At 63.9% G+C, this 26,588-nt stretch carries 25 protein-coding genes; 19 read left to right on the top strand and 6 right to left on the bottom strand.

From position 1 onward, the window contains the following. Positions 1–14: 14 nt before the first annotated feature. Positions 15–482 carry a hypothetical protein gene (locus ACWBU6_RS07265; RefSeq protein WP_452648153.1) on the bottom strand — a complete coding sequence of 156 codons (468 nt, stop codon included), beginning with the start codon at positions 480–482 and terminating at the stop codon, positions 15–17. 62 nt (positions 483–544) lie between these two features. Next, positions 545–1,621, bottom strand: a complete 1,077-nt coding sequence (locus ACWBU6_RS07260; protein ID WP_452648152.1) for a porin — start codon at positions 1,619–1,621, stop codon at positions 545–547. A gap of 360 nt (positions 1,622–1,981) precedes the next feature. Here ACWBU6_RS07260 and ACWBU6_RS07255 point away from each other — a divergent pair, with 360 nt between their 5' ends. The 8 genes from ACWBU6_RS07255 to ggt all read left to right on the top strand — a co-directional run bounded on the left by ACWBU6_RS07255 (position 1,982) and on the right by ggt (position 9,956). Continuing rightward, positions 1,982–2,932 carry a MerR family transcriptional regulator gene (locus ACWBU6_RS07255; RefSeq protein ID WP_452648151.1) on the top strand — a complete coding sequence of 317 codons (951 nt, stop codon included), beginning with the start codon at positions 1,982–1,984 and terminating at the stop codon, positions 2,930–2,932. Positions 2,933–2,982: 50 nt separating this feature from the next. Then, complete coding sequence (gene ftsY, locus ACWBU6_RS07250) at positions 2,983–4,035, top strand: signal recognition particle-docking protein FtsY (RefSeq protein WP_452648150.1); 1,053 nt, start codon at positions 2,983–2,985, stop codon at positions 4,033–4,035. A 9-nt stretch (positions 4,036–4,044) separates the two neighbouring features. Beyond that, positions 4,045–4,704 (top strand): cell division ATP-binding protein FtsE, encoded by a 660-nt coding sequence (locus ACWBU6_RS07245; protein ID WP_452648149.1) that lies wholly within the window; start codon positions 4,045–4,047, stop codon positions 4,702–4,704. After that, complete coding sequence (gene ftsX / locus ACWBU6_RS07240) at positions 4,701–5,615, top strand: permease-like cell division protein FtsX (protein ID WP_452648148.1); 915 nt, start codon at positions 4,701–4,703, stop codon at positions 5,613–5,615. Before ACWBU6_RS07245 ends, ftsX begins: the two co-directional genes overlap by 4 nt. A gap of 335 nt (positions 5,616–5,950) precedes the next feature. Next, positions 5,951–6,841, top strand: coding sequence for an RNA polymerase sigma factor RpoH (rpoH, locus tag ACWBU6_RS07235; protein ID WP_452648147.1), 891 nt, complete (start codon positions 5,951–5,953; stop codon positions 6,839–6,841). Positions 6,842–7,034: 193 nt separating this feature from the next. Further along, the gene (locus tag ACWBU6_RS07230; RefSeq protein ID WP_452648146.1) at positions 7,035–7,598 is read left to right on the top strand and encodes a PEP-CTERM sorting domain-containing protein; all 564 of its coding nucleotides are present in this window, start codon (positions 7,035–7,037) and stop codon (positions 7,596–7,598) included. Positions 7,599–7,736: 138 nt separating this feature from the next. After that, complete coding sequence (locus ACWBU6_RS07225) at positions 7,737–8,183, top strand: hypothetical protein (protein ID WP_452648145.1); 447 nt, start codon at positions 7,737–7,739, stop codon at positions 8,181–8,183. 6 nt (positions 8,184–8,189) lie between these two features. Then, positions 8,190–9,956 carry a gamma-glutamyltransferase gene (gene ggt, locus ACWBU6_RS07220; RefSeq protein WP_452648144.1) on the top strand — a complete coding sequence of 589 codons (1,767 nt, stop codon included), beginning with the start codon at positions 8,190–8,192 and terminating at the stop codon, positions 9,954–9,956. On the opposite strand, the gene ACWBU6_RS07215 is transcribed toward ggt, so the two are convergent. Both ACWBU6_RS07215 and ACWBU6_RS07210 read right to left on the bottom strand, forming a co-directional pair. Continuing rightward, complete coding sequence (locus tag ACWBU6_RS07215; RefSeq protein ID WP_452648143.1) at positions 9,957–10,301, bottom strand: antibiotic biosynthesis monooxygenase family protein; 345 nt, start codon at positions 10,299–10,301, stop codon at positions 9,957–9,959. Continuing rightward, positions 10,298–11,278 carry a cytochrome P450 gene (locus tag ACWBU6_RS07210; protein ID WP_452648142.1) on the bottom strand — a complete coding sequence of 327 codons (981 nt, stop codon included), beginning with the start codon at positions 11,276–11,278 and terminating at the stop codon, positions 10,298–10,300. Before ACWBU6_RS07210 ends, ACWBU6_RS07215 begins: the two co-directional genes overlap by 4 nt. A 76-nt stretch (positions 11,279–11,354) precedes the next feature. On the opposite strand from ACWBU6_RS07210, the gene ACWBU6_RS07205 reads away from it, so the two are divergent. The 4 genes from ACWBU6_RS07205 to ACWBU6_RS07190 are packed head-to-tail and all read left to right on the top strand — an operon-like array spanning position 11,355 to position 15,812. Then, a complete protein-coding gene (locus ACWBU6_RS07205) occupies positions 11,355–12,032 on the top strand; it encodes an ArsR/SmtB family transcription factor (protein ID WP_452648141.1) in 678 nt (225 codons plus the stop codon). A 50-nt stretch (positions 12,033–12,082) separates the two neighbouring features. Then, on the top strand, positions 12,083–12,754 hold the full coding sequence (gene lepB, locus ACWBU6_RS07200) for a signal peptidase I (protein WP_452648140.1): 672 nt from the start codon (positions 12,083–12,085) through the stop codon (positions 12,752–12,754). Beyond that, on the top strand, positions 12,751–13,485 hold the full coding sequence (locus ACWBU6_RS07195; protein ID WP_452648139.1) for an ABC transporter ATP-binding protein: 735 nt from the start codon (positions 12,751–12,753) through the stop codon (positions 13,483–13,485). The genes lepB and ACWBU6_RS07195 overlap by 4 nt, the downstream gene beginning before the upstream one ends. After that, the gene (locus ACWBU6_RS07190; RefSeq protein ID WP_452648138.1) at positions 13,482–15,812 is read left to right on the top strand and encodes a CPBP family intramembrane glutamic endopeptidase; all 2,331 of its coding nucleotides are present in this window, start codon (positions 13,482–13,484) and stop codon (positions 15,810–15,812) included. Before ACWBU6_RS07195 ends, ACWBU6_RS07190 begins: the two co-directional genes overlap by 4 nt. 107 nt (positions 15,813–15,919) lie before the next feature. Here ACWBU6_RS07190 and ACWBU6_RS07185 read toward each other — a convergent pair whose 3' ends face one another. After that, entirely contained in the window at positions 15,920–16,960 is a 1,041-nt protein-coding gene (locus tag ACWBU6_RS07185; protein WP_452648137.1) for a DUF475 domain-containing protein, read from the bottom strand. A gap of 100 nt (positions 16,961–17,060) precedes the next feature. Here ACWBU6_RS07185 and nhaR point away from each other — a divergent pair, with 100 nt between their 5' ends. Beyond that, positions 17,061–17,951: a transcriptional activator NhaR gene (gene nhaR, locus ACWBU6_RS07180; protein WP_452648136.1), complete on the top strand. Its 891-nt coding sequence runs from the start codon at positions 17,061–17,063 to the stop codon at positions 17,949–17,951. On the opposite strand, the gene ACWBU6_RS07175 is transcribed toward nhaR, so the two are convergent. After that, complete coding sequence (locus tag ACWBU6_RS07175) at positions 17,905–18,579, bottom strand: TetR/AcrR family transcriptional regulator (RefSeq protein ID WP_452648135.1); 675 nt, start codon at positions 18,577–18,579, stop codon at positions 17,905–17,907. The genes nhaR and ACWBU6_RS07175 overlap by 47 nt on opposite strands. Positions 18,580–18,655: 76 nt before the next feature. Here ACWBU6_RS07175 and ACWBU6_RS07170 point away from each other — a divergent pair, with 76 nt between their 5' ends. From ACWBU6_RS07170 to ACWBU6_RS07145, 6 genes are all read left to right on the top strand, one after another. Then, positions 18,656–19,651: an HlyD family efflux transporter periplasmic adaptor subunit gene (locus ACWBU6_RS07170; RefSeq protein WP_452648134.1), complete on the top strand. Its 996-nt coding sequence runs from the start codon at positions 18,656–18,658 to the stop codon at positions 19,649–19,651. A 2-nt stretch (positions 19,652–19,653) separates the two neighbouring features. Continuing rightward, entirely contained in the window at positions 19,654–21,426 is a 1,773-nt protein-coding gene (locus ACWBU6_RS07165) for an ATP-binding cassette domain-containing protein (RefSeq protein WP_452648133.1), read from the top strand. Then, positions 21,423–22,565, top strand: a complete 1,143-nt coding sequence (locus ACWBU6_RS07160) for an ABC transporter permease (RefSeq protein WP_452648132.1) — start codon at positions 21,423–21,425, stop codon at positions 22,563–22,565. The genes ACWBU6_RS07165 and ACWBU6_RS07160 overlap by 4 nt, the downstream gene beginning before the upstream one ends. Before the next feature lie 7 nt (positions 22,566–22,572). Continuing rightward, positions 22,573–23,691 carry an ABC transporter permease gene (locus ACWBU6_RS07155; RefSeq protein WP_452648131.1) on the top strand — a complete coding sequence of 373 codons (1,119 nt, stop codon included), beginning with the start codon at positions 22,573–22,575 and terminating at the stop codon, positions 23,689–23,691. A gap of 12 nt (positions 23,692–23,703) precedes the next feature. After that, a complete protein-coding gene (locus ACWBU6_RS07150; RefSeq protein ID WP_452648130.1) occupies positions 23,704–25,161 on the top strand; it encodes an efflux transporter outer membrane subunit in 1,458 nt (485 codons plus the stop codon). A gap of 88 nt (positions 25,162–25,249) precedes the next feature. Further along, a complete protein-coding gene (locus ACWBU6_RS07145; RefSeq protein WP_452648129.1) occupies positions 25,250–26,587 on the top strand; it encodes a hemolysin family protein in 1,338 nt (445 codons plus the stop codon). Position 26,588 lies beyond the last annotated feature (1 nt).

Below are 26,588 nucleotides of genomic sequence, written 5' to 3'. Positions count from 1 at the left end.
TTTTGATTTTTCGGCTACCGCTTCGGCGCGGGGCAGGCCTTGCAGGCTTTGGCGGCGCGGCTGAAGTCGCGCACCTTGGACAGCACCATCGGCTGCGACTGGTCGTCGCAATAGCCGCCATCGAGCGTCAGTGTTTCGCCATTGGGCGAGAACTTGCCGCTGATGGTGCGCTCTTCCTCCCCTTCCTGCACGGTGAAGTACATCATCTTGCCGCGCGGGTCGACATTCACGTCGGTCGCCACCAGCGGCCAGCTCAGGCCGCCGGCCGTGTATTCGTAAATCACCGTATCAACTTCGGCAAAGCGCTGCAGCGTAATGCGCTGGCCGCCGTATTCGCCGCTACCTTCATGTACGCACAGGTCGGAGTAGACCACCATGCCATGGCGCGGCAGGCCGCCGGCCTTGTTGGCCGCCAGTGCGGCAGGCAAGACTGTGACTGAAGCGAGCAGCAGCGCGCTGCCGATGCGATGGGCAGTTTTCATGTAAGCATTGTAAAAAAAAACGGCTGCGCGAGGCAGCCGTTTTGACCTGGAACTGGCAGGGATTAGAAGGTGTGACGGATGCCTACGTTGTAAGCGGAGTCACCGGTGCCGGCTTCAGCGTTGTTGCCAACGGTGTAGGAAGCGCCGTTACGGTTCTTGATCTTGCCGTAGGACATGTAGGTGGTGGTGCGTGGCGACAGCTTGTGCAGGTAGCCGATTGCGAACTGGTTGGCATCGCGGTTGGCAACATCACGGTCATCCGCGCGGGCCACGGAAGCGACCAGGGAGCCAGCAGCCGACACAGGCACGGTTGCGCCCAGCAGGTAGTTGCGGCTGTCGGTCGATGGAGCCACTGCCACGGTGGTGTAGGCGGCGCCGTTCGGGTATGCAACGCTGTTCAAGCCTTTGTTGGCGCCGAACATGGCGAAGGCTTTAACTACTTTGAAGTCGTAGTTCACGGCCAGCAGGGTGTTGTGGCCAATGTCGCGACCGGTCACGATGCCGTTGGCAACGGTGTCGTTGTTACGGTTGTTGTAAGCCAGGCGGCCGTTGAAGTTGCCGTTCTGGTAGCCGATCGACGCGCCCAGTTGACGGCCGGTCGAGGATTCTTTCTGCTCGCCGGCAGCGTAGAACACTTCAGCGGTGATGCCCATCATGTCCGGGGACTTGTAGTACACCGAGTTGCTGTTACGTACGTTGATGCCGTTCGCTGGGAAGATGTTCTTGGCCGAACCGGACAGGCCAGCCTGGAACGGGTCGCCAACTTGCACGAAGGCGTTGTACCAAGGGGTGTACTGGCGGCCCAGGGTCAGGGTACCAGCCGATTTCGACACCAGGCCAACGTAAGCCTGGCGCTGGAATACGGAACCGGATACGTCGGATTCACCGGTATCGCCTTTGATGCCGCCTTCCAGCAGGAACACTGCGGACAGGCCGCCACCCAGGTCTTCGGTGCCTTTGAAGCCGATGCGCGATGCATTGGCGACGCCGGAGGACACTTTGGTCACGTTACCGTTCTTGCCACCGCGTTCGGACACGATGCCGGCATCCATGATACCGAAGATGGTTACGTTGGACTGGGCATAGGCGCTGCCCGATGCTGCTGCGAGAACCGCGAGGGAAATCAGGGTTTTTTTCATGATGTGCTTCTTCCTTTTCTTTGCTTTGTTATCGATCACCAGGGCTCTTCGGCACTGATCGCCCGCCATTCTATATGATCTCAATATTTCCTGCTATTCACGTAGTAATACGTATTGCAAGATGGCGGCTTTTGCCACTAGCGCCGAACAAAATTTAGGCAACTTTCAACTTGTTTGTTCAGGACACATTTCACACTTTCCGTTCATTTGCCGGCTAAACTGATGGCGCCGGGATTATGTCATGGACAAGCGGTTTGCGCCCCGTTTCATAGTGAAACTCCCCTGCACCGCAGGCAACTTTGCGCACGACTTCGGCGTTAGAATGCAGGTCGGTATCAATCTGGGGGGCGCTGTCGGCAAATGAAAACGAGTGCGGTTTCTGTAACAATTCCATCCACGATCAGCGACGTGGAACGGGATACCGGCCTTGCCAAGGAAACTTTGCGGGTCTGGGAACGTCGTTACGATTTCCCCCGCCCTGAACGCGACACGTTCGGAGAGCGAGTCTATCCAAGTGAACAAGTCGTCAAATTGAGATTGATCAAGAGATTGATTGATCTGGGGTATCGTCCCGGCAAGGTCATTGGCTGTTCGGCCGACGAACTGCAGGCACTGGCGCAAAAGACTACCGCCAGCCAGCGGGACGCGGCCGCCCTGCCTCACCCTGAATTGCTAGCCTACTTAGAACTCTGCAAAACCCATCAAATGGAGGGTTTCCGCCGCCAGCTGACGCAGGCGATGCTGGTGATGGGTTTGAAGAATTTCGTCATCAACCTGGTTGCGCCGCTTGCCACCCTGGTGGGCGAGGCGTGGGCTTGCGGACAGTTCGCGGTATTTGAAGAGCATTTGTTTGCAGAATCGGTGCAGATCGTGTTGCGCAGCGCCGTCTTTTCCGTCCCCCAGGTCAACCATAGCAGCGCGGCGCCACGTCCCCGCGTGCTGCTGACCACCCTGCCGCAGGAACGGCACGGCCTGGGCTTGCTGATGGCCGAAGCCATGTTCGCCGCCGAAGGAGCGCATTGCATTCCGCTAGGTGTCCAGACGCCGCTGCCCGACATCGTCGAAGGGGCGCGCGCCTTGCAGGCCGACATCGTTGCACTGTCTTTTTCGGCTACCGTGAACCCGCGCCACGTCCATGACAGCCTGCGCGAATTGCGGGTGCGCCTGCCGGAACAGGCCGAAATCTGGGCCGGCGGCAACAACCCGGCCTTGCGCAAGCGTCCGCCAAGCTCGGTACTGGTTTGCGAACTGGCCGAAATCGGCCCGGCAGTAACGGCATGGCGGCAACGCCAACGGCAAGCCCTCAGCTAGCCTCTGGTAGAATACGCGGTTCGATTGAAGGACCCTCTGCCAACCTGTCCATGTTCAGTTTTTTCAAGAAGAAACCGGTCGCGCCGGAAGCCGCGCCCGCAGCGCCGGCCGCAACTGCCGCGGCCCCTGCTCCTTCCCTGCCAGCCGGCGCCGAGCCGGCGGCCCCGCTGGCGTTTGAAGTCGAAACTGCCGCCAAGCCCGAACCCAGGCAAAGCTGGATGAGCCGCCTGAAGGCTGGCTTGTCGAAAACCTCCGCCAACCTGTCCATCCTGTTCGTCGGCGCCAAGATCGACGACGACCTGTATGACGAGCTGGAGGCGGCACTGCTGATGTCCGATGCCGGCGTCGACGCCACCCAATACCTGCTCGATGCACTAAAGCGCAAGGTCAAGGAAGAAAAGCTGCTGGATGCCGCCCAGGTCAAGGAAGCGCTCAAGCAATTGATGATCGCCCTGCTGCAACCGCTGCAAAAGCCATTCGAGCTGGGCCGCCACCAGCCGCTGGTGATGATGATTTCCGGCGTCAACGGCGCCGGCAAGACCACCACCATCGGCAAGCTGGCCAAGCATATGCAGGCGCACGGCCAGTCGGTACTGTTGGCTGCTGGCGACACTTTCCGCGCCGCAGCCCGTGAACAGCTGATGGTGTGGGGCCAGCGCAACAATGTCACCGTGATCTCCCAGGAGTCGGGCGACCCGGCCGCCGTTTCTTTTGACGCGGTGCAGTCCGGCAAGGCGCGCGGCACCAATGTGGTGATGATCGATACCGCCGGCCGCCTGCCGACCCAGCTCCACTTGATGGAAGAGTTGAAAAAGGTCAAGCGCGTGATCGGCAAAGGCCTGGAAGGTGCCCCGCACGAGACCCTGCTGGTGATCGACGGCAATACCGGGCAGAATGCCCTGGCCCAGGTCAAGGCTTTCGACGACGCGCTGCAATTGTCGGGCCTGATCATTACCAAGCTCGACGGCACTGCGAAAGGCGGCATCCTGGCCGCCATCGCCCGCGTCCGCCCGGTGCCGGTCTACTTCATCGGCATCGGCGAAAAGATTGAAGACCTGCAGCCGTTCAATGCGGCTGAATTTGTTGAAGCACTGCTCGCTTAATCGGCCTACATGATCGAATTCCAGCACGTCAGCAAACAGTATTCCCCGGACGGTGTCGCCTTGCGCGACATTTCCCTCACCATTGCCAAAGGCGAGCTGGTCTACCTCGCCGGCCCATCGGGCGCCGGCAAGTCGACCCTGCTGAAAATGATCGCCGCCATGGAGCGGCCCACTTCCGGCAAGGTCCTGGTGAATGGCCAGGACATCGGCGCCCTGAAGCGCGCCGGTATTCCCTTCCTGCGCCGCAACCTGGGCCTGATCTTTCAGGAACAGCGCCTGTTGAACGACCGCACCGTGCTGGCCAACGTGATGATGCCGCTGCTGGTGACCGGTGCGCCGCGCTCGGCAGCCGAGCAGCGTGCGCGCGCCGCGCTGGACAAGGTCGGCCTGCTCGACCGCGCCGACGGCCAGCCGCTGGCCCTGTCCGGCGGCGAGCAGCAGCGCGTCTCGATCGCGCGCGCCATCGTCAACCGCCCGCAAATCATCCTGGCCGACGAACCCACTGCCAACCTGGACCGCGCCAGCGCCAGCAAGGTGATCGATGCACTGCACGCCTTCCACTCGGTCGGCGTGACTTGCCTGATTTCTTCGCACGACGAGCAGATCCTGGACGCTGCCGCACGGGTGATCCACCTCGAGCGCGGCGAACTGATGCGGGAGGCCGCATGAGCGCCTGGCTGCGCCATCACCTGTTCGCCCTCGGCGCCGCCCTGGTGCATGTGCGCCGGGCACCGGGCTCCTTCCTGTTCAATATCCTGGTGGTCGCAATTGCGCTGGCCCTGCCCTTCATGGGCGTGACCCTGCTCGACAATGTGCGGCCGATGTCCGGCCACATGGGCGTGGAACCCGAACTCAGCGTCTTCATCCAGGCCGACACGCCACGCGAACAGGCCGCCGGCCTGGCATCTTCGCTGCGCAGCATCACGCCGCAAGCCCGGATCATCTTCAAGACGCGCGAAGCGGCACTGGAAGAACTGAACGCCAAGAACGGCTTGTCCGACGTGGTCGCCACGCTGGGCGAGAACCCGCTGCCCGATAGCTACGTGATCAAGTTGAATGCTTTCCAGAACGCGGCAGAAAGCGCCCAGATCGACACCATTGCAGAGCAGATGCGCGCCTTGCCTGGCGTAGAGTCGGTGCAGGTCGACTCGGCCTGGGTGATGCGTCTGGCCGCCATCCTGGGCGTAGTGCGCCAGGCCCTGCTGCTGCTGGCAGTCACGTTGGGCACGGTGGTGGTAGCAGTGGTATTCAATACCATCCGCCTGCAGGTGATGACCCAGCGTGAAGAAATTCTGGTTTCCCGCCTGATCGGGGCTTCCGACAGCTTCATCCACCGCCCCTTCTATTACACCGGCGCCCTGCTGGGCCTGTGTGCCGGCGGCGTGGCATTGGGCGGCGTAGCGCTGGCCCTGCAGCCGTTGAACCGTACCATTACCGACCTGGCAAGGCTGTACGCCTCCGAATTCCAGCTGGTGCCGCTCGACCCATGGGCGACTGCCGGCCTGCTGGCCCTGTCCGCCGGCCTCGGCCTGGTGGGCGCCCTGCTCAGCGTCCAACGCCACCTTTCCCGTCTAAATTAAAAGTCGGGGTCAGGTCCGGCAATCGGACATTCGCCCTTTGGAAGCGCAAGGCTGCTCGCGCAGCCAGGCCTGTCCCGACTTTCAATGCCTGCGTGCGTACCCGCACGGAGGCATAATCTTCGCGCCCTTATCCTGACTTTGATCCAGCGCAAGGAATAGGCCTGTGCCGATAGTGTTTTTGCTATCAGAGCCATAAAATCCCAGCAATTGGCACTCACTTGGGGAGAGTGCTAATATATGTTCAGAACGGCATGATAGAGGTTAAGAATCATTTAAGTTCTGTCGTGCATGCTGGTAACTCTGAAAAGCATTCCCTTCAAGCGAGGATAGACAAGATGACCGCAACAAACGCACTGGTACCTGCCGGCAGCAACGCGCTGGCCCTTGGCTTCAGCGGTAGCCTGGGCAACCTGGACGCTTATATCTCGGCTGTCAATCGCCTGCCTATGCTGACCCACGAGGAAGAAGTGGCGCTGGGCAAAAGCCTGAAGGAAAAGAACGATCTCAAGGCTGCGGAAATGCTGGTGACTTCCCACCTGCGCCTGGTGGTATCGATCGCGCGCGGCTACCTGGGCTATGGCCTGCCGCACGGCGACCTGATCCAGGAAGGCAATATCGGCCTGATGAAGGCAGTCAAGCGTTTCGACCCTGACCAGGGCGTGCGCCTGGTGTCGTACGCCATGCACTGGATCAAGGCTGAAATCCACGAATACATCCTGAAGAACTGGCGCCTGGTCAAAGTGGCCACCACCAAGGCCCAGCGCAAGCTGTTCTTCAACCTGCGCAGCCACAAGCAGGGCCTGGATGCGATGTCGCCGGCCCAGATCGACGAACTGGCCAGGACCCTCGACGTCAAGCGCGAAGATGTGATCGAGATGGAAACCCGCCTGAGCGGCCGCGATATCGCCCTGGAAGCGCCTTCCGACGACGAAGACGACAAGTTCTCGCCGATCGCCTACCTGTCGTCGGACAGCATGGAGCCGACCAAGGTGCTGGAAGCGGAACAGGTGGTGCGCCTGCATTCCGAAGGCCTGGAAACGGCCCTGTCCAAGCTGGACCCACGTTCGCGCCGCATCGTGGAAGCGCGCTGGCTGGCCAACGACGATGGCTCGGGTGCCACGCTGCACACGCTGGCTGAAGAGTTTGGCGTGTCGGCCGAGCGCATCCGGCAGATCGAGGCGGCTGCCTTGAAGAAAATGAAGGGCGCCCTGGCCGCTTATATGTAAGCCCGTAGTGCCCCAGCGAAAGCACCGGTTCCGCAAGGACCGGTGCTTTTTTTACATCAAAACACGGTTATTAATGTCGGGAATTTTTACATTCCATTGAGAAATATTTTGTAAGCCTTTGATATGGCTGAGTTTCGGTCACTGGCACAACGATTGCTTCGTATCTGTTGAGCACACCAACCGAGGAGCTACCATGTTCACGAAGCTTGCATTGACCGCGATGTTCGCCCTGGCTGCCGGCGCTGCCGCCGCCGGTCCCACCAAGCCTGGCCAGACCGCTGCCAACCCGCTGATGCTGACAATGGATAGTTCGATCAGTGCCGGCTGGAATCCGGACGGCGATTCAGTCTGGACTTTTGCCGACTGGATCCATATCAAGGACCTTGAGGTGCTCTACGTCAAAGTAACAACCGACACCACTTTCGACTTCGGCATTGCGCCGCCTAATGGCGGCAACGTGCACGATTTCGACTTCGATCTCATCGTGGACAACAACTCGGCCAACAAAACCAAGCCCGCCGGGTTCTCGGCCTACTGGGATGACGTGACACTGACAGGCGGCGGCGTGCATACCTTCAAGCTGAATTCCCTGAACCTTCACGACAACAACACCAACATCCACTTCCAGGTACTGGCCGGCAACGTCGACGATGCGCCGCCAAGTCCAGCCAGCGAGGTGCCGGAACCTGTTTCTCTGGCACTGCTGGGCGTCGGGCTGTTGGGCATGGGAGGGTTCCGCCGTCGCCGCAAAGCATAAGTGGTCAATTCCAATAAGAAGAACTGGCGCCCTGCGGGGCGCCCTTTTTTTGCCGGCCGCTTACTGTTGAGTGGACTCAACAGTGCAACACGAGGGTTTGCGATTTGCTAAGCTGTTCTCAGGCCAGAGGAGAACATCATGCAAGCTAGACTGATCTGTCTGGGCATGGCGGGCCTGGTCCTCGCCATCGCCGCCGCCTGCGGCTCGACCCGCAGTACTGCCGAGGACGCAGCCAGCCGTCCCGCACCGCGCACCAGCGCCAGCTATGTCCTGGCACAGGGGGAAGTCGTCAGGCTGGCCCCTAACGTTACGCTCAAGCTCGAGCGAGTCAACGACAGCCGTTGTAAGCAGGGCGCAGTTTGCGTCTGGGCTGGATATATCAGCTACAGTTTTGTGCTGGCCGACCAGCGGGGCAACACCGCTTTCGTCCTGGCGGACGCTATGCCGGGCGCCAGCAAGTCGGTGACCCGCAACGGGCTGACCTTCACCCTGCTGGGGATGGAACCGGCCGAGGCACCGCCGCTGAAGGCACCGGCGCCCGATTATCGGGTAAGCTTGCGGGTAAATATTTCCCAGCCAACGTAGCTGCCCATGACGCCAAACGCCCTGCCCCGACGACTGACTTCCACCATCATCATCGCGCTGGCGTTCAGCGCCCCGGCCTGGGCCAAGACTCCGGTTGCCAACGGCACCGGCGGCGCCGTGGCGACCATCAGCGAACCGGCCTCGCAAGCGGCGCTGGCGATCCTGAACAGGGGCGGCAACGCGGTCGATGCGGCCGTGGCGGCAGCGGCCACGCTGGGGGTGACCGACCCCTTTAGCTGCGGCGTGGGCGGCGGCGGTTTCATGATGATCTACTTGGCAAAGGAGAACCGCGTCATCACGCTCGACCATCGCGAGGTGGCGCCGGCATCTTTCACGTCCAACGCCTTCTCGGCAAACGGCAAGGCGACGGATTTCGACACCGCGGTTGCCAGCGGCATGGCAGTCGGTGTGCCAGGCACGGTGCGCGGCTGGCATGATGCGCTCGATCGCTACGGCACCATGTCGTTCAAACAGGTGCTGGCTCCGGCCATCAAGGTGGCGCAGGACGGCTTCAAGCTGAACGACAACTTCGTCGCGCTGGTCAAAGAGAACGAGAAAAAGTTCGCGCTGTTCCCCGACACCGCCGCGCGCTATATGCGGGACGGCAAGGCACTGCCGGCCGGCACCATGCTGCGCAATCCCGACCTGGCGAAGACTTACCGCCTGCTCTCCTCCGGCGGCGTCAAGGCCTTCTACTCGGGCAAGCTGGCGCAGGCCATCGTCGACTCGGTCAACCGTCCCCCTGTCGCCGCGGGGGTTTCGGTCCGTCCGGGCCAGATGGCGCTGGCCGACCTGGCCAACTACGAAACACGCTGGCGCCAGCCGGTGCGCAGCACTTACCGCGGCTATGAACTGGCCGGCATGCCGCTGCCGGGTAGCGGCGGCGTGACGATTGCGGCAGCGTTGAATATCCTGGAAGGCTTCGACCTGAAGGCAATGCCGCGCGAGAAAGCCGAACACCTCTACATGGAAGCGGCGCGCCTGGCGTTTGCCGACCGCAATGCCTACCTGGCCGATCCCGAATATGTCGATGCGCCGGTGGCGGGCCTGGTCAGCAAGGAGTATGCGGCGCGGCGCCGCGAACTGATCGACCCGACCCGGGCGCAGCACCACGCGCAGCCCGGCGATCCGTACCTGTTCCAGCAGGACCCGAGCGTGCCGCTGCGCCCGGCCGGCGCCGCCAAAGCCCGACTGCTGTCGGAAAGCGCGCACACCACGCACCTGGCCGTATCCGACAAGGACGGCAATATCGTGGCCTACACCTTCACCATCGAATCATGGGGCGGCAGCGGCATTACGGTGCCGGGCTATGGCTTTATCCTGAACAATGAGATGACGGACTTCGATTTCACCGGCCCGCACCCGAACGTGCCGGAAGCGGGCAAGCGCCCGCGCAGCAGCATGTCGCCCACCATCGCTTTCCGCAACGGCAAGCCGGCCTTCACCATCGGCAGCCCCGGCGGCGCGACCATCGTGACCACGGTGCTGCAGACCATTTTCAACCATATCGACCTGGGCATGGACATGCCGGCCGCGCTGAATGCGCCCCGTATCTCCGAACGCAATGGGCTGGCCACCTCCGTCGAACCCGGGTTTGCGGGCAGCGCACAGGCCAAAGCACTGGAACGCTTCGGCCAGCGCTGGGATGGCGCGGCGGAGGAAATCGGCGCCGCCAACGCCATTGTCTTCAACCCCGACGGCACCGTGACGGCAGTCAGCGAAGGCAAGCGCCATGGCGCAGGCAGCGCGCTGGTGCAACAGCGCGGGCACTGATCAGCCGTGCCGTTCGCGGCTGTCAGCCGGCGCCTGTTCCCGCTCATTGAGGCCGTAGTCGCGCACCACGCTGGCAATGCGCAGGCGGTAATCGGCAAACAGGCGTTCGCGCCCGGCCTGCTGGGCGCAGCGGTGCGCTTCGCTACGGCGCCATTGCTGCACGGCTCCCTCGTCGCGGAAGAACGATAGCGACAAGACCTTGCCTGGATCGGCCAGGCTCTGGAAGCGTTCGACGCTGATGAAGCCATCAATCTGTTCCAGCACCGGCTTCAGCCGGGCGGCAATGTCCAGGTATGCGTCCTTGCGGCCTTCGGCCGGCGTCACTTCAAATATCACTGCAATCATTGGTGGAACTCCGGTATGCGCGCATTGACCGATGCGCGGTAAGTCCAGGTGAGGCGTGGCAGCGCCGTGCTGCGCAGCGCTTCGATACAGCCGGCGGCAATTTGCTGCGCAAGCTGCCGGCCGGGGCAGGCGTGGCGGCCGTGGCCAAAGCCGCGTCCCGCCTCGCCGAGCATGACCAGTATCGCCTGCCCCACTTCGACGGTCACGCCGCCCACCTCGCAGCGCGCGGCGGCGAAGCGGCGGGTGTTGATGACGGGTGGGTCGCTTTCCATTACCTGCGCCACCAGCGCGTTGGCGTCGCCGCTCGCTGCGCCCTGCTGGATCGCGACCAGGCTGTTGCCGAGCAGGCCGGCAGTGGCTTCGTAGGTTTGCGACAACAGGCCGACCAGGTTGGCGAGGATGGCGTGGTCGTTTTGCCAACCTGCTGCCGCGGCTTCCTGCGCAACCGTCGCTGCCAACGATCCTTCGGGCGCGGCTTGCAGCAATTCACGCATCGCCGCCAGCAGGCGCAGGCTCGCTGCGTGCGCCAGGTCGACCTGCGCAGCGCTGCTGAAGGGCGACAGGCAGGCCACAAAATCCGCCATCCAGCGCGCCACTGCGGGCAACTGGGCATCGGCGAAGCCAAGCAGGCTGGCGACGGTACTGACCGGCGCCTCGAAGGCCCAGGCGCCGATCGGACGGCCCTCGGCCAGCAGGTGCGCCGCCAAGGCCCGGGCGCGCCGCTGCGCCAGGTCCCCGCTGGCTGCGAATGCCAGGGCGCGCTGCAAGGCCAGCCTGGGTGCGGCGTGGCGTTCGCCTTCGTTCATGCGTACCAGCGCGCCGAACACCTCGCCGGCGCTGCCGCCGGCAATGGCGGCCGGCACCGGCTCGGCCAGCGGCCGCACGCGCAGTAAAGGATGGCCCAGCACTTCTTCCACCAGTGCGGTACCTGCGGCAAGCCACAAGACCCGTCCCGCGTCCCATTCCAGCTTCTGCATTTCATTCCTCCGGCAATGTTCAGGAAATTGCAGTATGCTGAAAAGAGCGCAACGACAATTCGCCCGACATCGAAATATGGATTCCAAGCTTGCCAACATCGCCGGCGCCATCGCCGAACCCGCCCGTGCCCGCATGCTGTGCTCCCTGCTGGACGGTCACGCGCGTACCGCCACCGAGCTGTCGATCGTGGCGGAAGTAAGCCCTTCCACCGCCAGCGCCCATCTCGCGCGACTGAAGGACGAGCAATTGCTGGTGCAGCTCGCGCAGGGCAAGCACCGCTACTACCAGCTCGCCAACCAGGAAGTCGCGAGCGCGCTGGAAGCCTTGCTGGTCGTCGCGGGCTTGCCGCGCAATGAGTTCAAGCCCAATACGCCTGACCGGCTGCGCAACGCGCGCACCTGCTACGATCACATGGCTGGCACGGTTGCAGTCAGGCTGCATGACCATTTCGCCGCGCAGGGATGGCTGGCGGCAGCCAGCGACGGATATGAACTGAGCGCGGCGGGCGAGCAGCAGTTCGCGCAGCTTGGGCTGGATCTGCCGGCCCTGCGCAAGCTGCGGCGCCGCTTCGCCTGTCCCTGCCTGGACTGGAGCGAACGCAAGCCCCACCTGGGCGGTGCGCTTGGCGCGGCGCTGCTGCAACTGGCCCTGAAGCGCGGCTGGGTCGAGCAGGATCTCGACAGCCGCGCGCTGCAAGTTGCGCCAAAAGGCCAGCGCCAGATGCTGGCGGCCTTCGGTCTAAGCGGTGCTTAAGGTTTTGATAAGATGATGCGGTTTCCTGAACCAAGACGGAGACTCCGGTCGTGAAAAAACTCATTCGTGAAAACAAAGGCTTTATCGTCTTCCTGCTGATGCTGGGCGTGTTCCGCTCCGCCATCGCCGACTGGAACCCGATTCCTTCCGCCTCCATGCACCCCAACCTGCTGGAGGGCGATGTGGTCTTCGTCAACCGCATTGCATACGACCTGAAAGTACCGCTGACCGACATCTCCGTCAGCCACCTGGGCGAACCGCAGCGCGGCGACGTGGTCACCTTTTTCTCGCCCGAAGACCGCACCCGCCTGATCAAACGCATCGTCGCCTTGCCGGGCGACCGCGTGGAAATCCGCGAGGAGCGCCTGGTCATCAACGGCAAGACCTCCGACTACGCGGTGCTGGGCAAGGCTACCGAACAAATCGACAAGGTCGGCGAGCTGCAGGCCTTGCAACTGCGGGAACACAATGCCAGCGCCAGCTACAGCATCCAGGTGCTGCCCGAAGTCGATGCGCAGCGCGACTTCGGTCCCGTCACCGTACCTGCCGACAGCTACCTGATGCTGGGCGATAACCGCAACAACAGCCGCGACTCGCGCTTCATCGGTTTCGTGCCACGCAAGCTGCTGATCGGCCGCGCCGAGCGCGTGCTGGTTTCCGCCGACATCCTGGGCAACTGGGCGCCGCGCACGGAACGCATCGGCATGAGCTTGCGGCCATGATCGAATTCCAGGGGTTGGCCAAGCAGTACGGCGACTTCCCCGCCGTGCAGCCGCTCACGCTGACCGTACGGCGCGGCGAAGTGTTTGGCTTCCTTGGGCCGAACGGCGCGGGCAAGACCACGACCATCCGCATGATGATGGGCATCCTGGTGCCCAGCGCCGGCCGCGTGCTGGTCGACGGCCTCGATTGCCAGGCCGATGCCGCCGAAGTAAAACGCCACGTCGGCTACCTGCCGGACAACCCGATCTTCTACGATTTCCTGCGCGGACGGGAAATCCTGCAGTTTGTGGCGGAGATGCACGGCATGCAGCGCAAGGCCGCTATCGAACGCGCTGCGCAATTGCTGCAGGAATTCGGCCTGCAGGACGTGAGCGAGGAATTCGCCGTCAACTACTCGATGGGCATGAAAAAGAAGCTGGGCCTGGCCTGCGCCCTGGTGCACGATCCCGCCGTACTGATCCTGGACGAGCCGATCAACGGCCTCGATCCGCGCGCCGCACGCGAAGTGCAGGATCGCCTGGTTGCCAGCGCTGCGGCCGGTAAGACCATCTTCGTTTCCACCCACCTGCTCGACATGGCGCAGCGCATGTGCAACCGCGTCGGCATCATCAACCGCGGCGCCCTGGTTGCCACCGGCACGCTGGAACAACTACGCGGCGCCAGCAGCGAAAACAGCACACTGGAAGAGCTGTTCCTTAAACTCACCGACGAAGACAGCCTGGCCGCATGATGGAGCTGCCGAGCGCCCCGCGTGCATTCTGGCTGCTTGCACGCCTGCGCCTGTTGCGGCTCCTGAACATCGGCAATGCCGTGCGCTTGCGCAAGGGCCGGACCGGACCGAGCCGCGCGCCCACGCGCGGCAAGAAAAATGCCCGCTGGCTGGCCACCTTCGTGCTGTCGGCCTTCATGCTGCTCGCCTTCCTGAGTACCGCCAGCACCTCGCTGCTGAACATGCAATGCCGCCTGCCCACCGGCAGCCAGTGCGTTGCCGCAGAATCGGACGCCGCACCGCGCGCCGCCATGCGCAAGGCGCGCGCGGAACTGCAGGCGGCGCCGTTCCATCGCGTACTGATGCAGGCCACCGCGATGCAGGCCAGCCTGCTGTTCGCCATCGCCTTCCTGCTGCCGCTGGGCAGCAGGGAACTGGCGCAGCCCGACTGGGACCTGGAATGGCTGGTCACGCTGCCGCTGGAACGCCGCACCTTGCTGTTGGCACGCATTGCGGAACGCACGCTGGCCAATCCCTCCGGCATCCTCGCTTTATGGCCCATGTTCATGGCAGTGGCCTGGCATTCGGGCTACCGCTGGAGCACCCCATTCCTGGCAGCGGCATGCACCCTGCCCTTGCTGGCCAGCGCGGCGACCCTGCGTACGGTGGCCGATACCGGCCTGCGGCTGCGCCTCGCGCCTTCGCAGCTGCGCAACCTGCAAGCGATCGCCTCAGTCGCCAGCATGCCGCTGATGTACCTGGCCATGTCGCTTGCCATGCCGACCGCCACGCTGACAATGGGCTGGGCCGCGCAATTCCCGGCCTGGTCCCTGTGGACGCCGCCCGGCCTGGCGCTGCAGGCCTTGAATGCGCGCGACGCAATGCATGGCCTGGGCTATGGCGCCCTGCTGGCAGCCCAAACCGCGTTCGCGATCTGGTTCGGCCTGCGCCTGCTGCATGCCTTGCTGGCCGATGGCGTCGTCGCCACCAGTTCGCGCGAGACCGGCCGCGGCGCCGCCGTGCGGCCAGCTTTCGCTGGCTGGGCGCCCGGCACACCCTTGCAGCGGCGCGAGCTGCGCCTGCTTAGCCGCGACCGCAACTTCCTGGTGCAAAGCCTGCTGATCCCCCTGGTCATCTTCGGCAGCCAGCTGGTGCTGAACGGGCAGGTGCAGGATATGGGCCAGTTCATCGGCAATCCGGCACTGCTGTCTTCCGTCGCCTTCGGCCTCGGCGCATATGTGCTGATGCTGTCCGCCTTCCAGACCATCAATACCGAAGGCCACGCCCTGTGGCTGCTGTATACCTACCCGAGAAGCATTGGCGCCATGCTGGCCGAGAAGGCGCAGCTTTGGTCCGTATTGGCATTGATTTACCCGCTGGCCGTATTCGCCATGGGATTGTGGTTTGGCGTGCCGGCCGATGGGCGCCTGCTTGCGCAGCTCGTGCTGGTCATGGCCGGCATTCCCATCTTCGCAACCATCGCCGTCGCGCTGGGCGTATGGGCCTGCGATCCGCTGGCGCAGGACATGCACGCCCGCGTGCGCCCCACCTTTGCCTATGCCTACCTGATCCTGTCGTCGCTGTACACGTATGCGCTGAACACGCACGAATGGCATGTCCGGTTGGCCGCCATCGTACTTCTGGCGGCCCTCGCGCTGTCGCTGTGGCAGCGCGCCCGCGACTGCCTGCCCTACCTGCTCGATCCTGCCGCTTCGCCGCCGCCGCGCGTCTCGGCATCGGACGGCATCGTGGCGGCCATCCTGTTCTTCCTGCTGCAGTTGCTGGTCGCAGGTGCACTCTACCTGGCCGGCAAACCCCTGTCGATGACGACGGTAACGCTGTCGTTCGTCGTGGCCGGCGCCTTCGTCTACGGGCTGGCGCGCCTGCTGTACTGGCGTAGCGCCGCCGCCGGCGTGCCGCGCCTGTGGAACGGTCCATGGACGAAGGCTTGGCGCAGCGTCTTCGGATGGGGACTGCTGATGGCCCTGCCCGCACTGGCATGCGGTTTCCTGTGGCTGGCCATACTGCGCCACTTCGGGGCAATGCCGGGCGCGCCGAAGCAGCTTGCCCTGGCGTGGCTGGCACCACTGGCTATCCTGGCAGCGCCAGTTTTTGAAGAATTCATCTTCCGCGGCCAGCTTTTCGGCGGCCTGCGCCGGTCGTTGCCGGCCTGGCAGGCGATGGCCGCCAGCGCCGCGCTGTTCGCGGTCATCCATCCCCCGCCGGCCATGGCACCGGTGTTCGTGCTGGGACTTTGCACTGCAATCGCCGCGGAACGCAGCAAATCCCTGCTCGCCCCTATGCTGGTGCACGCCCTGTACAACGCCGGCATGCTCGCCCTCCAATAAAAAAAAACGGTGGCCTGTTTCCAGGGCCACCGCAAGGAAGAACGCCATGGGGGCGTCAACGGAGGTAATCGTATTGCTTAGCCTGCTGCCGTATCAGCACGCACGTCTCAGGCCCTCTTCAGTTCGAGCTTTTTGTGGCGGATCGAAGACCACAGCGATGCCACGATAAATGCCACGCCAATCAGGCCGGTGATCACTTCCGGAATATGGAACTTCATGCTCGCCAACATGATCACTGCCAGGATGCCGATCGCATAGTGCGCGCCGTGTTCCAGGTAGACGTATTCTTCCAGGGTGCCTTTGTGCACCAGGTAGACCGTCATCGAGCGTACGAACATCGCGCCGATGGCCAGGCCCAGCATGATGATCACGACGTCGCTGGTGATCGCAAACGCGCCGATCACGCCGTCGAAGGAGAACGAAGCATCCAGCACTTCCAGGTAGAGGAAGCCGCCGATACCGCCACGCTTGACCAGGTCGCCGGCATTCACGCCGCCTTCCTCTTCCTTTTCCAGCCAGTTGGACAGCGCATCGACGCCGATGTAGATCAGCAGGCCCCACATGCCGGCCACCAGCACGATGAACTTCTGCGACTCTTCAACGATGCTCAGGCTGCCCAGCAACACGCCCATCGAGATCATGATGGCGATCGAGGAAACCTTGCCCAGCGCACCCAGCTTGCGTTCCACATTGCCCAGCCAGTGCATCTGCTTTTCATGGTCGAAGATGAAGTTCAGGAACACCATCAGCAGGAACATGCCGCCAAATGCCGCCACTTCAGCGTGGTGGTTGGTCAGGTGGGTCGAGAAGGCTTTCGGATCGTTCAGCGCCAGCGTCCACACATCCGGGATGCTGAGGTCTGCCGCCACCGCCACGATCACCAGCGGGAATACCAGGCGCATGCCGAATACCGCGATGATGATGCCGACGCCAAGGAACAGCTTTTGCCAGAATTCATCCCAGTTCTTCAGGACGGAGGCGTTGACAACCGCGTTGTCAAAGGAGAGCGAGACTTCCATCACGCTCAGGATAAAGGCGATCCACAAGGCCGCCAGGGCGCCACTGACGCCTGTGTGTTGGTACCCCCACCAGCCTGCCGCAGCAAGGCAGATGAAGGAGACCAGGAATGAGATCCTGAAGTGCTTCATCGGTTGACCCTTTCTTGTTGATAAGTCGAGCCAGTGTAAGGGCAGGACGCCATTTATAAAATAGAAGATAATCGAAGTATTACTTCGAAAAAATGGAAACATGAAAAATCCCGGCCTGAATTTCCGCCACCTCTACTTCTTCCGCATGGTTGCTGCCGAGGGCAGCGTGACCCGGGCCGCCGACCGGCTGGGATTAGCCATCCAGACAGTCAGCACCCAGATCGCGGCGCTGGAACAATCAATCGGCAAGTCACTATTGACCCAGCAGGGCCGCCGCCTGGTGCCGACCGAAGCGGGCCGGGTCGCCCTGGCCTATGCCGAGCAGATTTTCCAGCTTGGCGACCGGATGCAGGAGGCACTCGAGGAAGTTGACGTCGGCAAGATCCGCCTGGCGGTGGGCATATCCGACTCCATGCCCAAACTGATTGCGGCGCACTACCTGCAGGCGGCGCTGCCGCCCGACACGCCGGTGCACCTGGTCTGCACCGAGGGCGAATTCGACACCCTGCTGGCGGAACTGGCACTGCACAAGCTGGACGTGGTGCTGACCGACCGCCCCGTGCGCGCCAGCGCATCGCTCAAGGTGTTCAGCCACCTGCTGGGGGAAAGTGAAATGCAGCTGTTCGGTGTGCGTGCGCTGGCCCGCAAATACGCCAGGGATTTCCCGCAAAGCCTGAACGGCGCCCCGATCCTGCTGCCGACCCGGAATACGGCGCTGCGCGGCCGCATCGACGCCTGGCTGCTTGAACAGGGCGTGCGGCCTGACGTGGCAGGCGAATTCGAAGACAGTGCGATGCTAAATACTTTCGGCCGCAGCGGCATGGGGCTGTTCTTCGCGCCGGCAGCACTGGCCGGCGATATGCTGGAACAGTTTGGCGCCGTGCCGGTGGGGCCGGCATCCGAGCTGCAGGAGCAGTTCTATGCCATTTCCAGCGAGCGGCGCATCAGCCACCCGGTGGTCGAGGCGATGCTGAATATTTCGCAGCAATAGCGTCAAGGCCGGCGCCCGCGTAAGTCATCATGTCTTCGACCAGGCCTGCCGTATCGCCCAGGGCGGGAAACAGCTTGGTGCGCATTTCGCGCGGGGCCACCAGCAGCGCCAGGCAGGGCGACATCAAAAGGAATAGCGCGCGCTGCAGGCCGGGCGTGGCCGGCGGCAGGCCGAGGATTTCGCACACCAGTCCCAGCATGACCATGGCTTTCGGCGCGATGGCTTTATGCACCAGTACCGGCGCGTGTTCCGTGGGCGACATCAGTTCGCGGATCACGACACGCGCGCCCCAATGTGCAGCGGGCCCGGTGGCGCGCAGCACGATGCCGTGCAGGATCGCGCGCAGCTTGTCGCGCGGCGCCATGTCGCGCGACGCAATTTCCTGCATTTCCTCAAGCTTGAGCAAATGGTGGTGCGCCTCCACCAGCACCGCTTCGTACAGCGCGCCGCGGCTGCCGAAGTGATAGTTGACGGCAGCGATATTGGTGCCGGCGCGGGCACAGATTTCCTTGCTGGTGGCGTCGGCAAAGCCGCGTTCGGCAAACACCTGGCCCGCCACGTCCAACAGGGCCTGGCGGGTGGCATCGCCGTCCTGGCGGCTGGCACGGGTTGCAGTCTTCTTTTGCATGGCTCGCATTGTACGTCGAAAATGAATTCAAATCCAAATTTGAATTTAATGTAGAATTTCTGCAGGAGGTTCTGCCATGAACAAAAAACTTGCTGGAATTACCCTACTTGCTGCGGCGGCCATCGCGGCCGGCGCCTGGTACTGGAGCCGCCCTGCGCCAGACGGCAGGGAACTGGTCCTGTACGGGAATGTCGACTTGCGGCAGGTGGCGCTGGCCTTCCCTGCCAGCGAAAGAGTGGCACGGGTGCTGGTGGAGGAGGGCCAGAAAGTGCAGGCCGGCCAGGTCCTGGCGGAACTCGACACGCGTGGCCTGCGCTTGCGCCTGGCCGAGGCCCAAGCCCAGGCCGGTGCCCAGCAGCAAGCGCTGACGCGCCTGAAGGCCGGCACCCGCCAGGAAGAAGTGGCGCAAGCACGGGCCCGCACGGTGGCGGCGCAAGCGGAGTCCGATCTGGCGCGCCAGCAGCTCGAGCGCATCCTGGCGGTCCAGCAGGACAGCAACGGCCGTGCTGTCAGCCAGCAGGATGCCGATGCGGCACGCGCCCGGGCCAGGTCGGCGCAGGCCGCGCTGGAACAGGCGCGCCAGGGCCAGCAGCTGGCCCTGCACGGCCCGCGCCGGGAAGATATCGCGCAAGCGCAGGCCCAGCTTGACGCCGCCAATGCGGCGCTCGCACTGTTGCAATACCAGCTTGGCGAGGCTGCACTGAAGGCGCCCGTCGATGCCGTGGTGCGGGCGCGCCTGATGGAAGCCGGCGACATGGCGTCGCCGCAGCGTCCCGTCTATACGCTGGCGATTGCCGATCCCAAGTGGGTCCGCGCCTATGTGCGCGAGGCCGACCTGGGGCGCATCAGGCCAGGCGCGCCTGCCAGCATTTCGATAGACAGCCAGCCGGGCAAGGCGCTGGCCGGCAAAGTGGGCTACATTTCCTCGGTGGCCGAGTTCACCCCGAAAACCGTGCAGACCGAAGAACTGCGCACTTCGCTCGTATATGAGGTACGCGTGCTGGCTGACGACCAGGCCGATGTGCTGCGCATGGGCATGCCGGCCACGGTGCGCATCGCTGCAGGGCGCTGATTATGGAAGCTGCAGTGCTCAGCGGACGTAGCCTGTCCCGCCATTTCGAGGTCAAGGGCGCTGTCGCGCCTGTGGAGGCGGTGCGCGGGGTGTCGCTGGACGTGCCGCGCGGCGCGCTGACGGCGCTGGTCGGGCCGGATGGCGCGGGCAAGACAACTTTGCTGCGCATGGCGGCGGGCTTGCTGGCACCGAGCGGCGGCAGTTTGTCGGTGCTGGGCGTCGATGTCGCGGCGCATCCCCAGCAGGTGCAGGACCGTATCAGTTATATGCCGCAGCGCTTTGGCCTGTACGAGGACTTGAGCGTACAGGAGAACATGGACCTGTACGCGGACCTGCATGGCGTGCCGCAGGACGTGCGGCGCGAACGATTCGCGCGCTTGCTGCATATGACCGACCTGGAACGGTTCACCTCGCGGCCGGCGGGCAAGCTGTCCGGCGGGATGAAGCAGAAGCTCGGGCTCGCTTGCACGCTGGTGCGCCTGCCGGAGCTGCTGCTGCTCGACGAGCCGACTGTCGGGGTCGACCCGCTGTCGCGGCGCGAGTTGTGGCAGATCGTGCAGCAGCTGGTGGATGAGGAAGGGCTGTCGGTGATCGTCAGCACGTCGTACATGGACGAGGCGGAGCGCTGCGGGCAGGTATTTGTCATGCATGAGGGGCGGCTGCTGGCCTCGGGCCCGCCTGCCGACTTGCGCTCGCACGCCGACGGCCTGTGTTTCACTGCCATGCCGCGCGCCGGCGAATCGGCGCGGATACTGCAGTCGCGCATGATTGATGCGCGGTCGGTGGTGGTCGACGCGGTGCCGCAGGGCGGGCAGGTGCGCTTTATCCGCCGGGCGGATGCTTCGGATCGCGCGGTGGCGCAGTTGCTTGACGGTTTGCCTGCCAAGCCCGTGCCAGCCCGCCTGGAAGATGGATTTATGATGCTGCTGCGTGCCGCATCGGCCGCCCCTGGCGCAGCTGTCGCGCCGGCTGCGGCGGCGCGTGGCCGGGGCGGCGATGCGGCTGCCGGGGCGGGAGCGGCGGTGCGCGGGGCGGCAATGATCGAGGTGCGCGACCTGGTGCGCAAGTTTGGCGATTTCACGGCCGTCGCAAGCACCAGCTTCAGCGTCACGCGCGGCGAAATATTCGGCCTGCTGGGTCCCAATGGCGCCGGCAAAACCACCACCTTCCGCATGCTATGCGGACTTCTTCCTGCAAGCTCCGGCTTCCTCCAGGTGGCGGGCGTCAACCTGCGCCACGCCCGCGCGCAGGCACGAGCCAGGATCGGTTATGTCTCGCAGAAGTTCGCCCTGTACGGCAACCTGACGGTACAGGAGAACCTCGACTTCTTTGGCGGCGCCTACGGCCTGTATGGCAAGCGCCTGGCACAGCGCACCAGCCAGGTGCTGGAGGAGTTCCAGCTGCGCGGACAAGAAGATATGCCAAGCGGCCAGTTGCCGGGCGGCTTCAAGCAGCGCCTCGCGATGGCCACTGGGTTGCTGCATGAACCTGAAGTGCTATTCCTGGACGAGCCAACCAGCGGCGCCGATCCGCTTGCGCGGCGTGAATTCTGGCGCCGCATCACCACGCTGTCGGAGCAAGGCGTCACCATCGTGGTAACCACGCACTTCATGGAAGAAGCCGAGTACTGCGACCGCATCGTGATCCAGGACGCGGGCAAGCTGCTCGCCATCGGTACGCCGCTCGAAGTGCGCACGCAAGCCGGCGATGCAGGCAATATGGAAGATGCCTTCATCGCCATCGTCGAAAAGAACCGCAGCGCAGGCGCACCATGAACAGCGGCTTCCGTTCCCGTCTGGCGGCATTGGTGCGCAAGGAATTCCGCCAGCTCCTGCGCGATGCATCGAACATGGCAATCGGCATCGCCCTGCCAATCGTGCTGATCCTGATTTTCGGCTACGGCCTGTCGCTGGACGTCAGGAACGCACCCATTGCCATCGTAATGGAAGACAGCTCGCCAACAGCACAGGAAGCGGTGGCCGGCTTCAGCCTCTCGCCAACTTTCGCCCCGATACCTGTCGCTTCGATGCGTGCCGCGGAAGCCCTGATGCGCGAGCGCCGGGTCGATGCCATCGTCCGCCTGCCCGCCAGCTTCACGCGCGACGCCGCGGCAGGGAACGCCGCAGTACAGGTCCTCGTGCACGGTGCGGAAGCCAACCGCGCCAACATCATCCTGAACTACGCCAGCGGCGCGTTACAGCAATGGAGCATCCGCCGCGCCGAACGCCTTGGCAGCGCCGCCTACTCCGCCAGCGTGCCCGCCAACGGCGCTGTGCGCATCGAACAGCGCATGTGGTACAACAGTGCCAACACCAGCACCTGGTACCTGGTGCCAGGGCTGATCGTGCTGATCATGACCCTGGTGGGCGCCTTCCTTACCGCCCTGGTCATGGCGCGCGAATGGGAGCGCGGTACGCTGGAAGCGCTGTTCGTGACACCGGTGCGGCCGGCCGAAATCCTGCTGGCCAAGGTCATCCCCTACTTCTGTGTCGGCATGATGGGGCTCTTCCTGTGCCTGGCCGCCGCGCACTTCCTGTTCAAGGTGCCGATGCAGGGTTCGCTGCCGGTCATCGTCTTAGCTTCCATGCTGTACCTGATAGTAGCGGTCGGCATGGGCCTGCTGATTTCAGCAGCGACCAGGAACCAGTTCCTCGCCAGCCAGCTCGCACTGGTCAGCAGCTTCATGCCGTCGCTGATGCTGTCCGGCTTCCTGTTCGACCTGCGCAATGTGCCGGTGGCGGTGCAGGTGGTTGGACGCATCCTGCCCGCCACCTACTTCATGGAGCTGGTCAAGACCCTGTTCCTGGCCGGGAATGTCTGGCCGCTCATACTGCGCAACTGCGCCATCCTCGCCGCCTATGCCGTGCTGCTACTGGGCATCGCCCGCGCCGTTACCCGCAAACGACTGGATTGAGGCAGACATGATCAACTTCTTTCGCCGCATTGCCGTCATCGTCCGCAAGGAATTCCTGGCGGTGCTCAAGGACCCGAAGAGCCGCTTCATCCTGGTGGTGCCCGCCATCGTGCAAAGCCTGCTGTTTGGCTATGCGGCGACCTATGACCTGGCCCATGTGCCCTATGCGCTCAATGATGCCAGCCACAGCGCCGCTTCCGACGAATTGCTGGCCAAGCTCGATGCCGGCGGCACCTTCCGCCGCACGCTCACCTTTGAGACGCAGGCGGCGCTGCGCGAAGCGATCGACAGCGAGAAGGCGCTGATCGCCATCAGCATACCCGTCGATTTCGAGCGCCGGCTGTATTCCGGCGAGGCGGCGCCCCTGCAGATAGTGCTGGATGGGCGCAACTCCAATACCGCCGGTTCGGCTGCCGCTTATATCGGCGCGGTGGTGGCCGACTTCAACCGCCAATGGCGGCTAAAGCACGGCGGCAGCGGGCCCGCACTGCGCATCGAATCGCGCGCCTGGTTCAACCCGAACCTGGAAACGCGCTGGTACCTGATGCCGGGCATGATCGCGGCCTTAAGCATGCTGCAAACCCTGTTGCTGACGGCGCTATCGGTGGCACGCGAACGTGAACAAGGCACCTTCGACCAGCTGCTGGTCACGCCATTGACGCCGATCGACATCATGCTCGGCAAGGCCCTGCCGCCCATCATGATCGGGCTGCTGCAGTCGACCCTGATCCTGCTGGTCACGCGGCTGTGGTTCGGCGTGCCGATGGCCGGCTCGCTGCTTTCCATTTACGCCGGGCTGACGCTGTTCACGATTGCCAGTGTTGGCATCGGACTGTCGATATCGGCCGTGTCGCTGAACATGCAGCAGGCCATGCTGTACACCTTCGTGCTGGTGATGCCGATGATGCTGCTTTCCGGGCTCACCACTCCGGTGCGCAACATGCCGCACATGCTGCAAGTGGCCACCATGGCAAATCCCCTGCGCTTTGCCATCGACATGGTGCAGCGCGTCTACCTCGAAGGCGTCGGCCTCGGCACCTTGTGGCCGAACATGGTGCCGCTCGTGCTGATTGCCCTCGTCACGCTGCCGCTGGCGGCATGGCTGTTCCGCCACCGCCTCGCCTGAACTGGAAACATCATGAAACAGCTCACACTCTCCCTTCTCTGCCTGTCGCTGGCCGCTTGCGCGGTCGGGCCGGAATACCGCCAGCCTGCCGTGCAGGCGCCCGCCGCTTATGGCGACTGGCACGGCGGCTCGCCGGCCTTGCGCGACACTGGCCTGGCAGCCGGCTCGGCGCAGGCGTTTGCCCGCTTCAACGATCCTGTTTTGCACAGTTTGCAACAGCAGGCCCTGGCCGCAAGCTTCGACCTGCAATCGGCAGCGTTGCGCCTTGCCCAGAGCCGGCTGGCACGCAATATTGCGGCCGGCGCACACGGGCCGCAGCTCACCGCCCATGCCGGCGCCGCGCGCCAGCGCCAATCGGAGTCCGGTGCAGGAACGCGCATGGTCGATGCGATCGGGCCGGCCAATCGGGATGCGCTGATCGAAAAACTCAGCGATCCCTTTGCGCTGTACCAGGCCGGCTTCGATGCCGCCTGGGAGCTCGACCTTTGGGGACGCGTGCGGCGCAGCGTGCAGGCGGCGCAGGCAGACATGGCGCAGGCCAGCGCGCTCCTGCGTGACGTGCAACTGGCCGTGCAACTTGAGGTGGCGCGCAATTACTACGAATTGCGCGCGGCCCGGCGCCAGCAGGAAGTGCTGCAGGCAGAGCTGGCAGGCGCACGCGACATGGCTGCGCTGGTGGCGGCACGCCAGCGCGGCGGGCTCGCCACCGGCCTGGAATCCGAGCAGCAGCGCCTGGCCCTCGCCGAACTGGAAGGGCGTGCGCCGGCGCTGCTCGAACAGGAGGCCGCCGCCAGCAACCGGCTGACCATGCTGCTCGCCAGGCCGCCAGGCGCACTTCAGGAGCAACTCCCGGCGCCGCACGCCGATGCGGCGCCGCACGGGCCCGACCTCGCGCTGGGCGTGCCGGCAGAAGTAATGCGCCAGCGCCCGGACGTCCAGGCAGCGGAGGCCCGCCTGCAAGCCGCCACCGCACGGATCGGCGTGGCGGCGGCCGACCTGTATCCCCGCATCACGCTGGGCCTGTCGCTGGGCTTCGAGTCGCTGGACGGCGGCAAATTCGGCGACTGGGGCAGCCGCCAATGGTCGCTCGGCCCAAGCCTGCAGCTGCCGCTGTTCGACAACGGCCGCCGCCGCGCGACGGTCGAATTGCGCAAGCTCGAAGAACAGGAAGCGGCTGTGAATTTCCATAAAACCGTGCTGCAAGCCTGGCACGAAATGGACGACGCACTTTCCGCCTATGCCGCCGCGCGCCAGCGCCGGCAGGCGCTCGCGGCACGCGAAGCGAGCGCCCGCTCCGCACTGGAGCTGGCTGCCATGCGCGCGCGCCGCGGCATGAGCGACGAGCTGCCCGTGCTGCAGGCGCAGCGCGCCCTGCTTGCCGTCCAGCGCGAGCGCGCCGCCAGCGACAGCGAACTGGCACTGCGCCTGCTGGCCATCTGCAAGGCGAGCGGCCTGGCGCCGCAGGCGTAGCTTTCCACTAAGAAATTGTCAGAAATGCGCGAGGCGTGCCCCGGGTCGGATAAGATAGAGGTTTTCGACTCCCCGCCTTAGGGCGCATATGGACAACCTTTTACTAGTATTTTTCGCACTCTTCCTCGTAGCACTGAACGGCTTCTACGTCGCCGCCGAATTCAGCATCGTCACCCTGCGCCGCACCCGCGTGCGTGCCATCGAAAAGACCCAGGGCCTGCGCGGCCGCATCCTGGCCAAGGTCCATGGCCACCTTGATGCCTACCTGTCCGCCTGCCAGTTGGGCATTACGCTTGCCTCGCTCGGCCTGGGCTGGATCGGCGAGCCTGCCTTTGCCCGCCTGCTGGAACCCTTGCTCACCTGGATCGGCATCAGCTCGCCGGACATCGTGCACGGCATTTCCTTCGTATTTGCCTTCGTCACCATCTCCTTCCTGCACATCGTGGTGGGCGAACTGGCGCCGAAATCGCTGGCCATCCGCCTTCCCGAAGCGGTCGCGCTGTGGAGCGCCATCCCGCTGTACGCTTTCTACTGGGCCATGTACCCGGCCATCTGGATGCTCAACCAGAGCGCCAATGCGGTGCTGCGCCTGGCCGGCCTGGGCGACGCCGGCGGCCACGAATCCCATTACTCGAACGAAGAGCTGAAGCTGATCCTGCGCACCAGCCAGCCGGGCGAATCCTTCAACAAGGATGAACGCAATATCCTGGCCAACTCGCTGGACTTTTCCCAATTGCGCGTGGCCGACCTGATGCGCCCGATCAATGAAGTGATCGGGCTGCACGCCGACCGCTCGATCGACGAAAACCTCGACACCGTAGTGCGCAACCGCTTCAGCCGCTATCCCTACTTCGATGAGGAAGGCGATACCGTGCTGGGAGTCGTGCACCTGAAGGACCTGTTCTTTGCCCTGCAGTCGCGCAAGGAGATCAAGAACCTGTCCGGCTACCTGCGCCCGGTGGAGACGATCTCGGCCCGTACCCCGGCGCTGGAACTGTTCCGCCGCTTCAAGGATGGCGCGCCGCACTTCGCCCTGATCGGCGAAAAAGGCAAGCGCCCGGTCGGTTTCCTCACGCTGGACAACCTGTTGGGCGCCATGGTCGGCGAGATCCACGACGAATTCCGCCTCAACGAAAACGACTGGCTCAGGCAGCCCGACGGTTCGCTGATCGGCAAGGCGAGCCTGCCGATCTTCTCGCTCGAGCGCATCCTCGGCGTCGACATCGAGAACGAAGAGCTGGGACTGGAGGAAGTGGAATCGGTCGGCGGCCTGATCATGCTCAAGCTCGGCGACATCCCGAAACAGGGCCAGCGCGTCGAATTCGACGCCTTCGACCTGGTGGTGAAAAAGATGAATGGCCCGCGTATACTGTTGGTAAAGGTAATCCCGCGCAACCTGCCGCCCGATTCCGACGAACAGGATTGAC

The sequence above is a fragment of the Pseudoduganella sp. HUAS MS19 genome (assembly GCF_053615455.1).
This window is presented reverse-complemented; position numbering and strand designations above follow the sequence as displayed.

Excerpts from the sequence above, each read along its gene's own strand:
- ACWBU6_RS07205 (WP_452648141.1), top strand. The coding sequence starts at position 11,355 with ATGGATTCCAAGCTTGCCAACATCGCCGGCGCCATCGCCGAACCCGCC.
- ACWBU6_RS07165 (WP_452648133.1), top strand. The coding sequence starts at position 19,654 with ATGGAAGCTGCAGTGCTCAGCGGACGTAGCCTGTCCCGCCATTTCGAG.
- rpoH (WP_452648147.1), top strand. The coding sequence starts at position 5,951 with ATGACCGCAACAAACGCACTGGTACCTGCCGGCAGCAACGCGCTGGCC.
- ACWBU6_RS07145 (WP_452648129.1), top strand. The coding sequence starts at position 25,250 with ATGGACAACCTTTTACTAGTATTTTTCGCACTCTTCCTCGTAGCACTG.
- ACWBU6_RS07155 (WP_452648131.1), top strand. The coding sequence starts at position 22,573 with ATGATCAACTTCTTTCGCCGCATTGCCGTCATCGTCCGCAAGGAATTC.
- ftsX (WP_452648148.1), top strand. The coding sequence starts at position 4,701 with ATGAGCGCCTGGCTGCGCCATCACCTGTTCGCCCTCGGCGCCGCCCTG.
- ACWBU6_RS07215 (WP_452648143.1), bottom strand. The coding sequence starts at position 10,301 with ATGATTGCAGTGATATTTGAAGTGACGCCGGCCGAAGGCCGCAAGGAC.
- ACWBU6_RS07160 (WP_452648132.1), top strand. The coding sequence starts at position 21,423 with ATGAACAGCGGCTTCCGTTCCCGTCTGGCGGCATTGGTGCGCAAGGAA.
- ACWBU6_RS07245 (WP_452648149.1), top strand. The coding sequence starts at position 4,045 with ATGATCGAATTCCAGCACGTCAGCAAACAGTATTCCCCGGACGGTGTC.
- nhaR (WP_452648136.1), top strand. The coding sequence starts at position 17,061 with ATGAAAAATCCCGGCCTGAATTTCCGCCACCTCTACTTCTTCCGCATG.
- ggt (WP_452648144.1), top strand. The coding sequence starts at position 8,190 with ATGACGCCAAACGCCCTGCCCCGACGACTGACTTCCACCATCATCATC.
- ACWBU6_RS07170 (WP_452648134.1), top strand. The coding sequence starts at position 18,656 with ATGAACAAAAAACTTGCTGGAATTACCCTACTTGCTGCGGCGGCCATC.
- ACWBU6_RS07175 (WP_452648135.1), bottom strand. The coding sequence starts at position 18,579 with ATGCAAAAGAAGACTGCAACCCGTGCCAGCCGCCAGGACGGCGATGCC.
- ftsY (WP_452648150.1), top strand. The coding sequence starts at position 2,983 with ATGTTCAGTTTTTTCAAGAAGAAACCGGTCGCGCCGGAAGCCGCGCCC.
- ACWBU6_RS07210 (WP_452648142.1), bottom strand. The coding sequence starts at position 11,278 with ATGCAGAAGCTGGAATGGGACGCGGGACGGGTCTTGTGGCTTGCCGCA.
- ACWBU6_RS07185 (WP_452648137.1), bottom strand. The coding sequence starts at position 16,960 with ATGAAGCACTTCAGGATCTCATTCCTGGTCTCCTTCATCTGCCTTGCT.
- ACWBU6_RS07190 (WP_452648138.1), top strand. The coding sequence starts at position 13,482 with ATGATGGAGCTGCCGAGCGCCCCGCGTGCATTCTGGCTGCTTGCACGC.
- ACWBU6_RS07255 (WP_452648151.1), top strand. The coding sequence starts at position 1,982 with ATGAAAACGAGTGCGGTTTCTGTAACAATTCCATCCACGATCAGCGAC.
- ACWBU6_RS07225 (WP_452648145.1), top strand. The coding sequence starts at position 7,737 with ATGCAAGCTAGACTGATCTGTCTGGGCATGGCGGGCCTGGTCCTCGCC.
- ACWBU6_RS07230 (WP_452648146.1), top strand. The coding sequence starts at position 7,035 with ATGTTCACGAAGCTTGCATTGACCGCGATGTTCGCCCTGGCTGCCGGC.
- ACWBU6_RS07265 (WP_452648153.1), bottom strand. The coding sequence starts at position 482 with ATGAAAACTGCCCATCGCATCGGCAGCGCGCTGCTGCTCGCTTCAGTC.
- ACWBU6_RS07150 (WP_452648130.1), top strand. The coding sequence starts at position 23,704 with ATGAAACAGCTCACACTCTCCCTTCTCTGCCTGTCGCTGGCCGCTTGC.
- ACWBU6_RS07195 (WP_452648139.1), top strand. The coding sequence starts at position 12,751 with ATGATCGAATTCCAGGGGTTGGCCAAGCAGTACGGCGACTTCCCCGCC.
- ACWBU6_RS07260 (WP_452648152.1), bottom strand. The coding sequence starts at position 1,621 with ATGAAAAAAACCCTGATTTCCCTCGCGGTTCTCGCAGCAGCATCGGGC.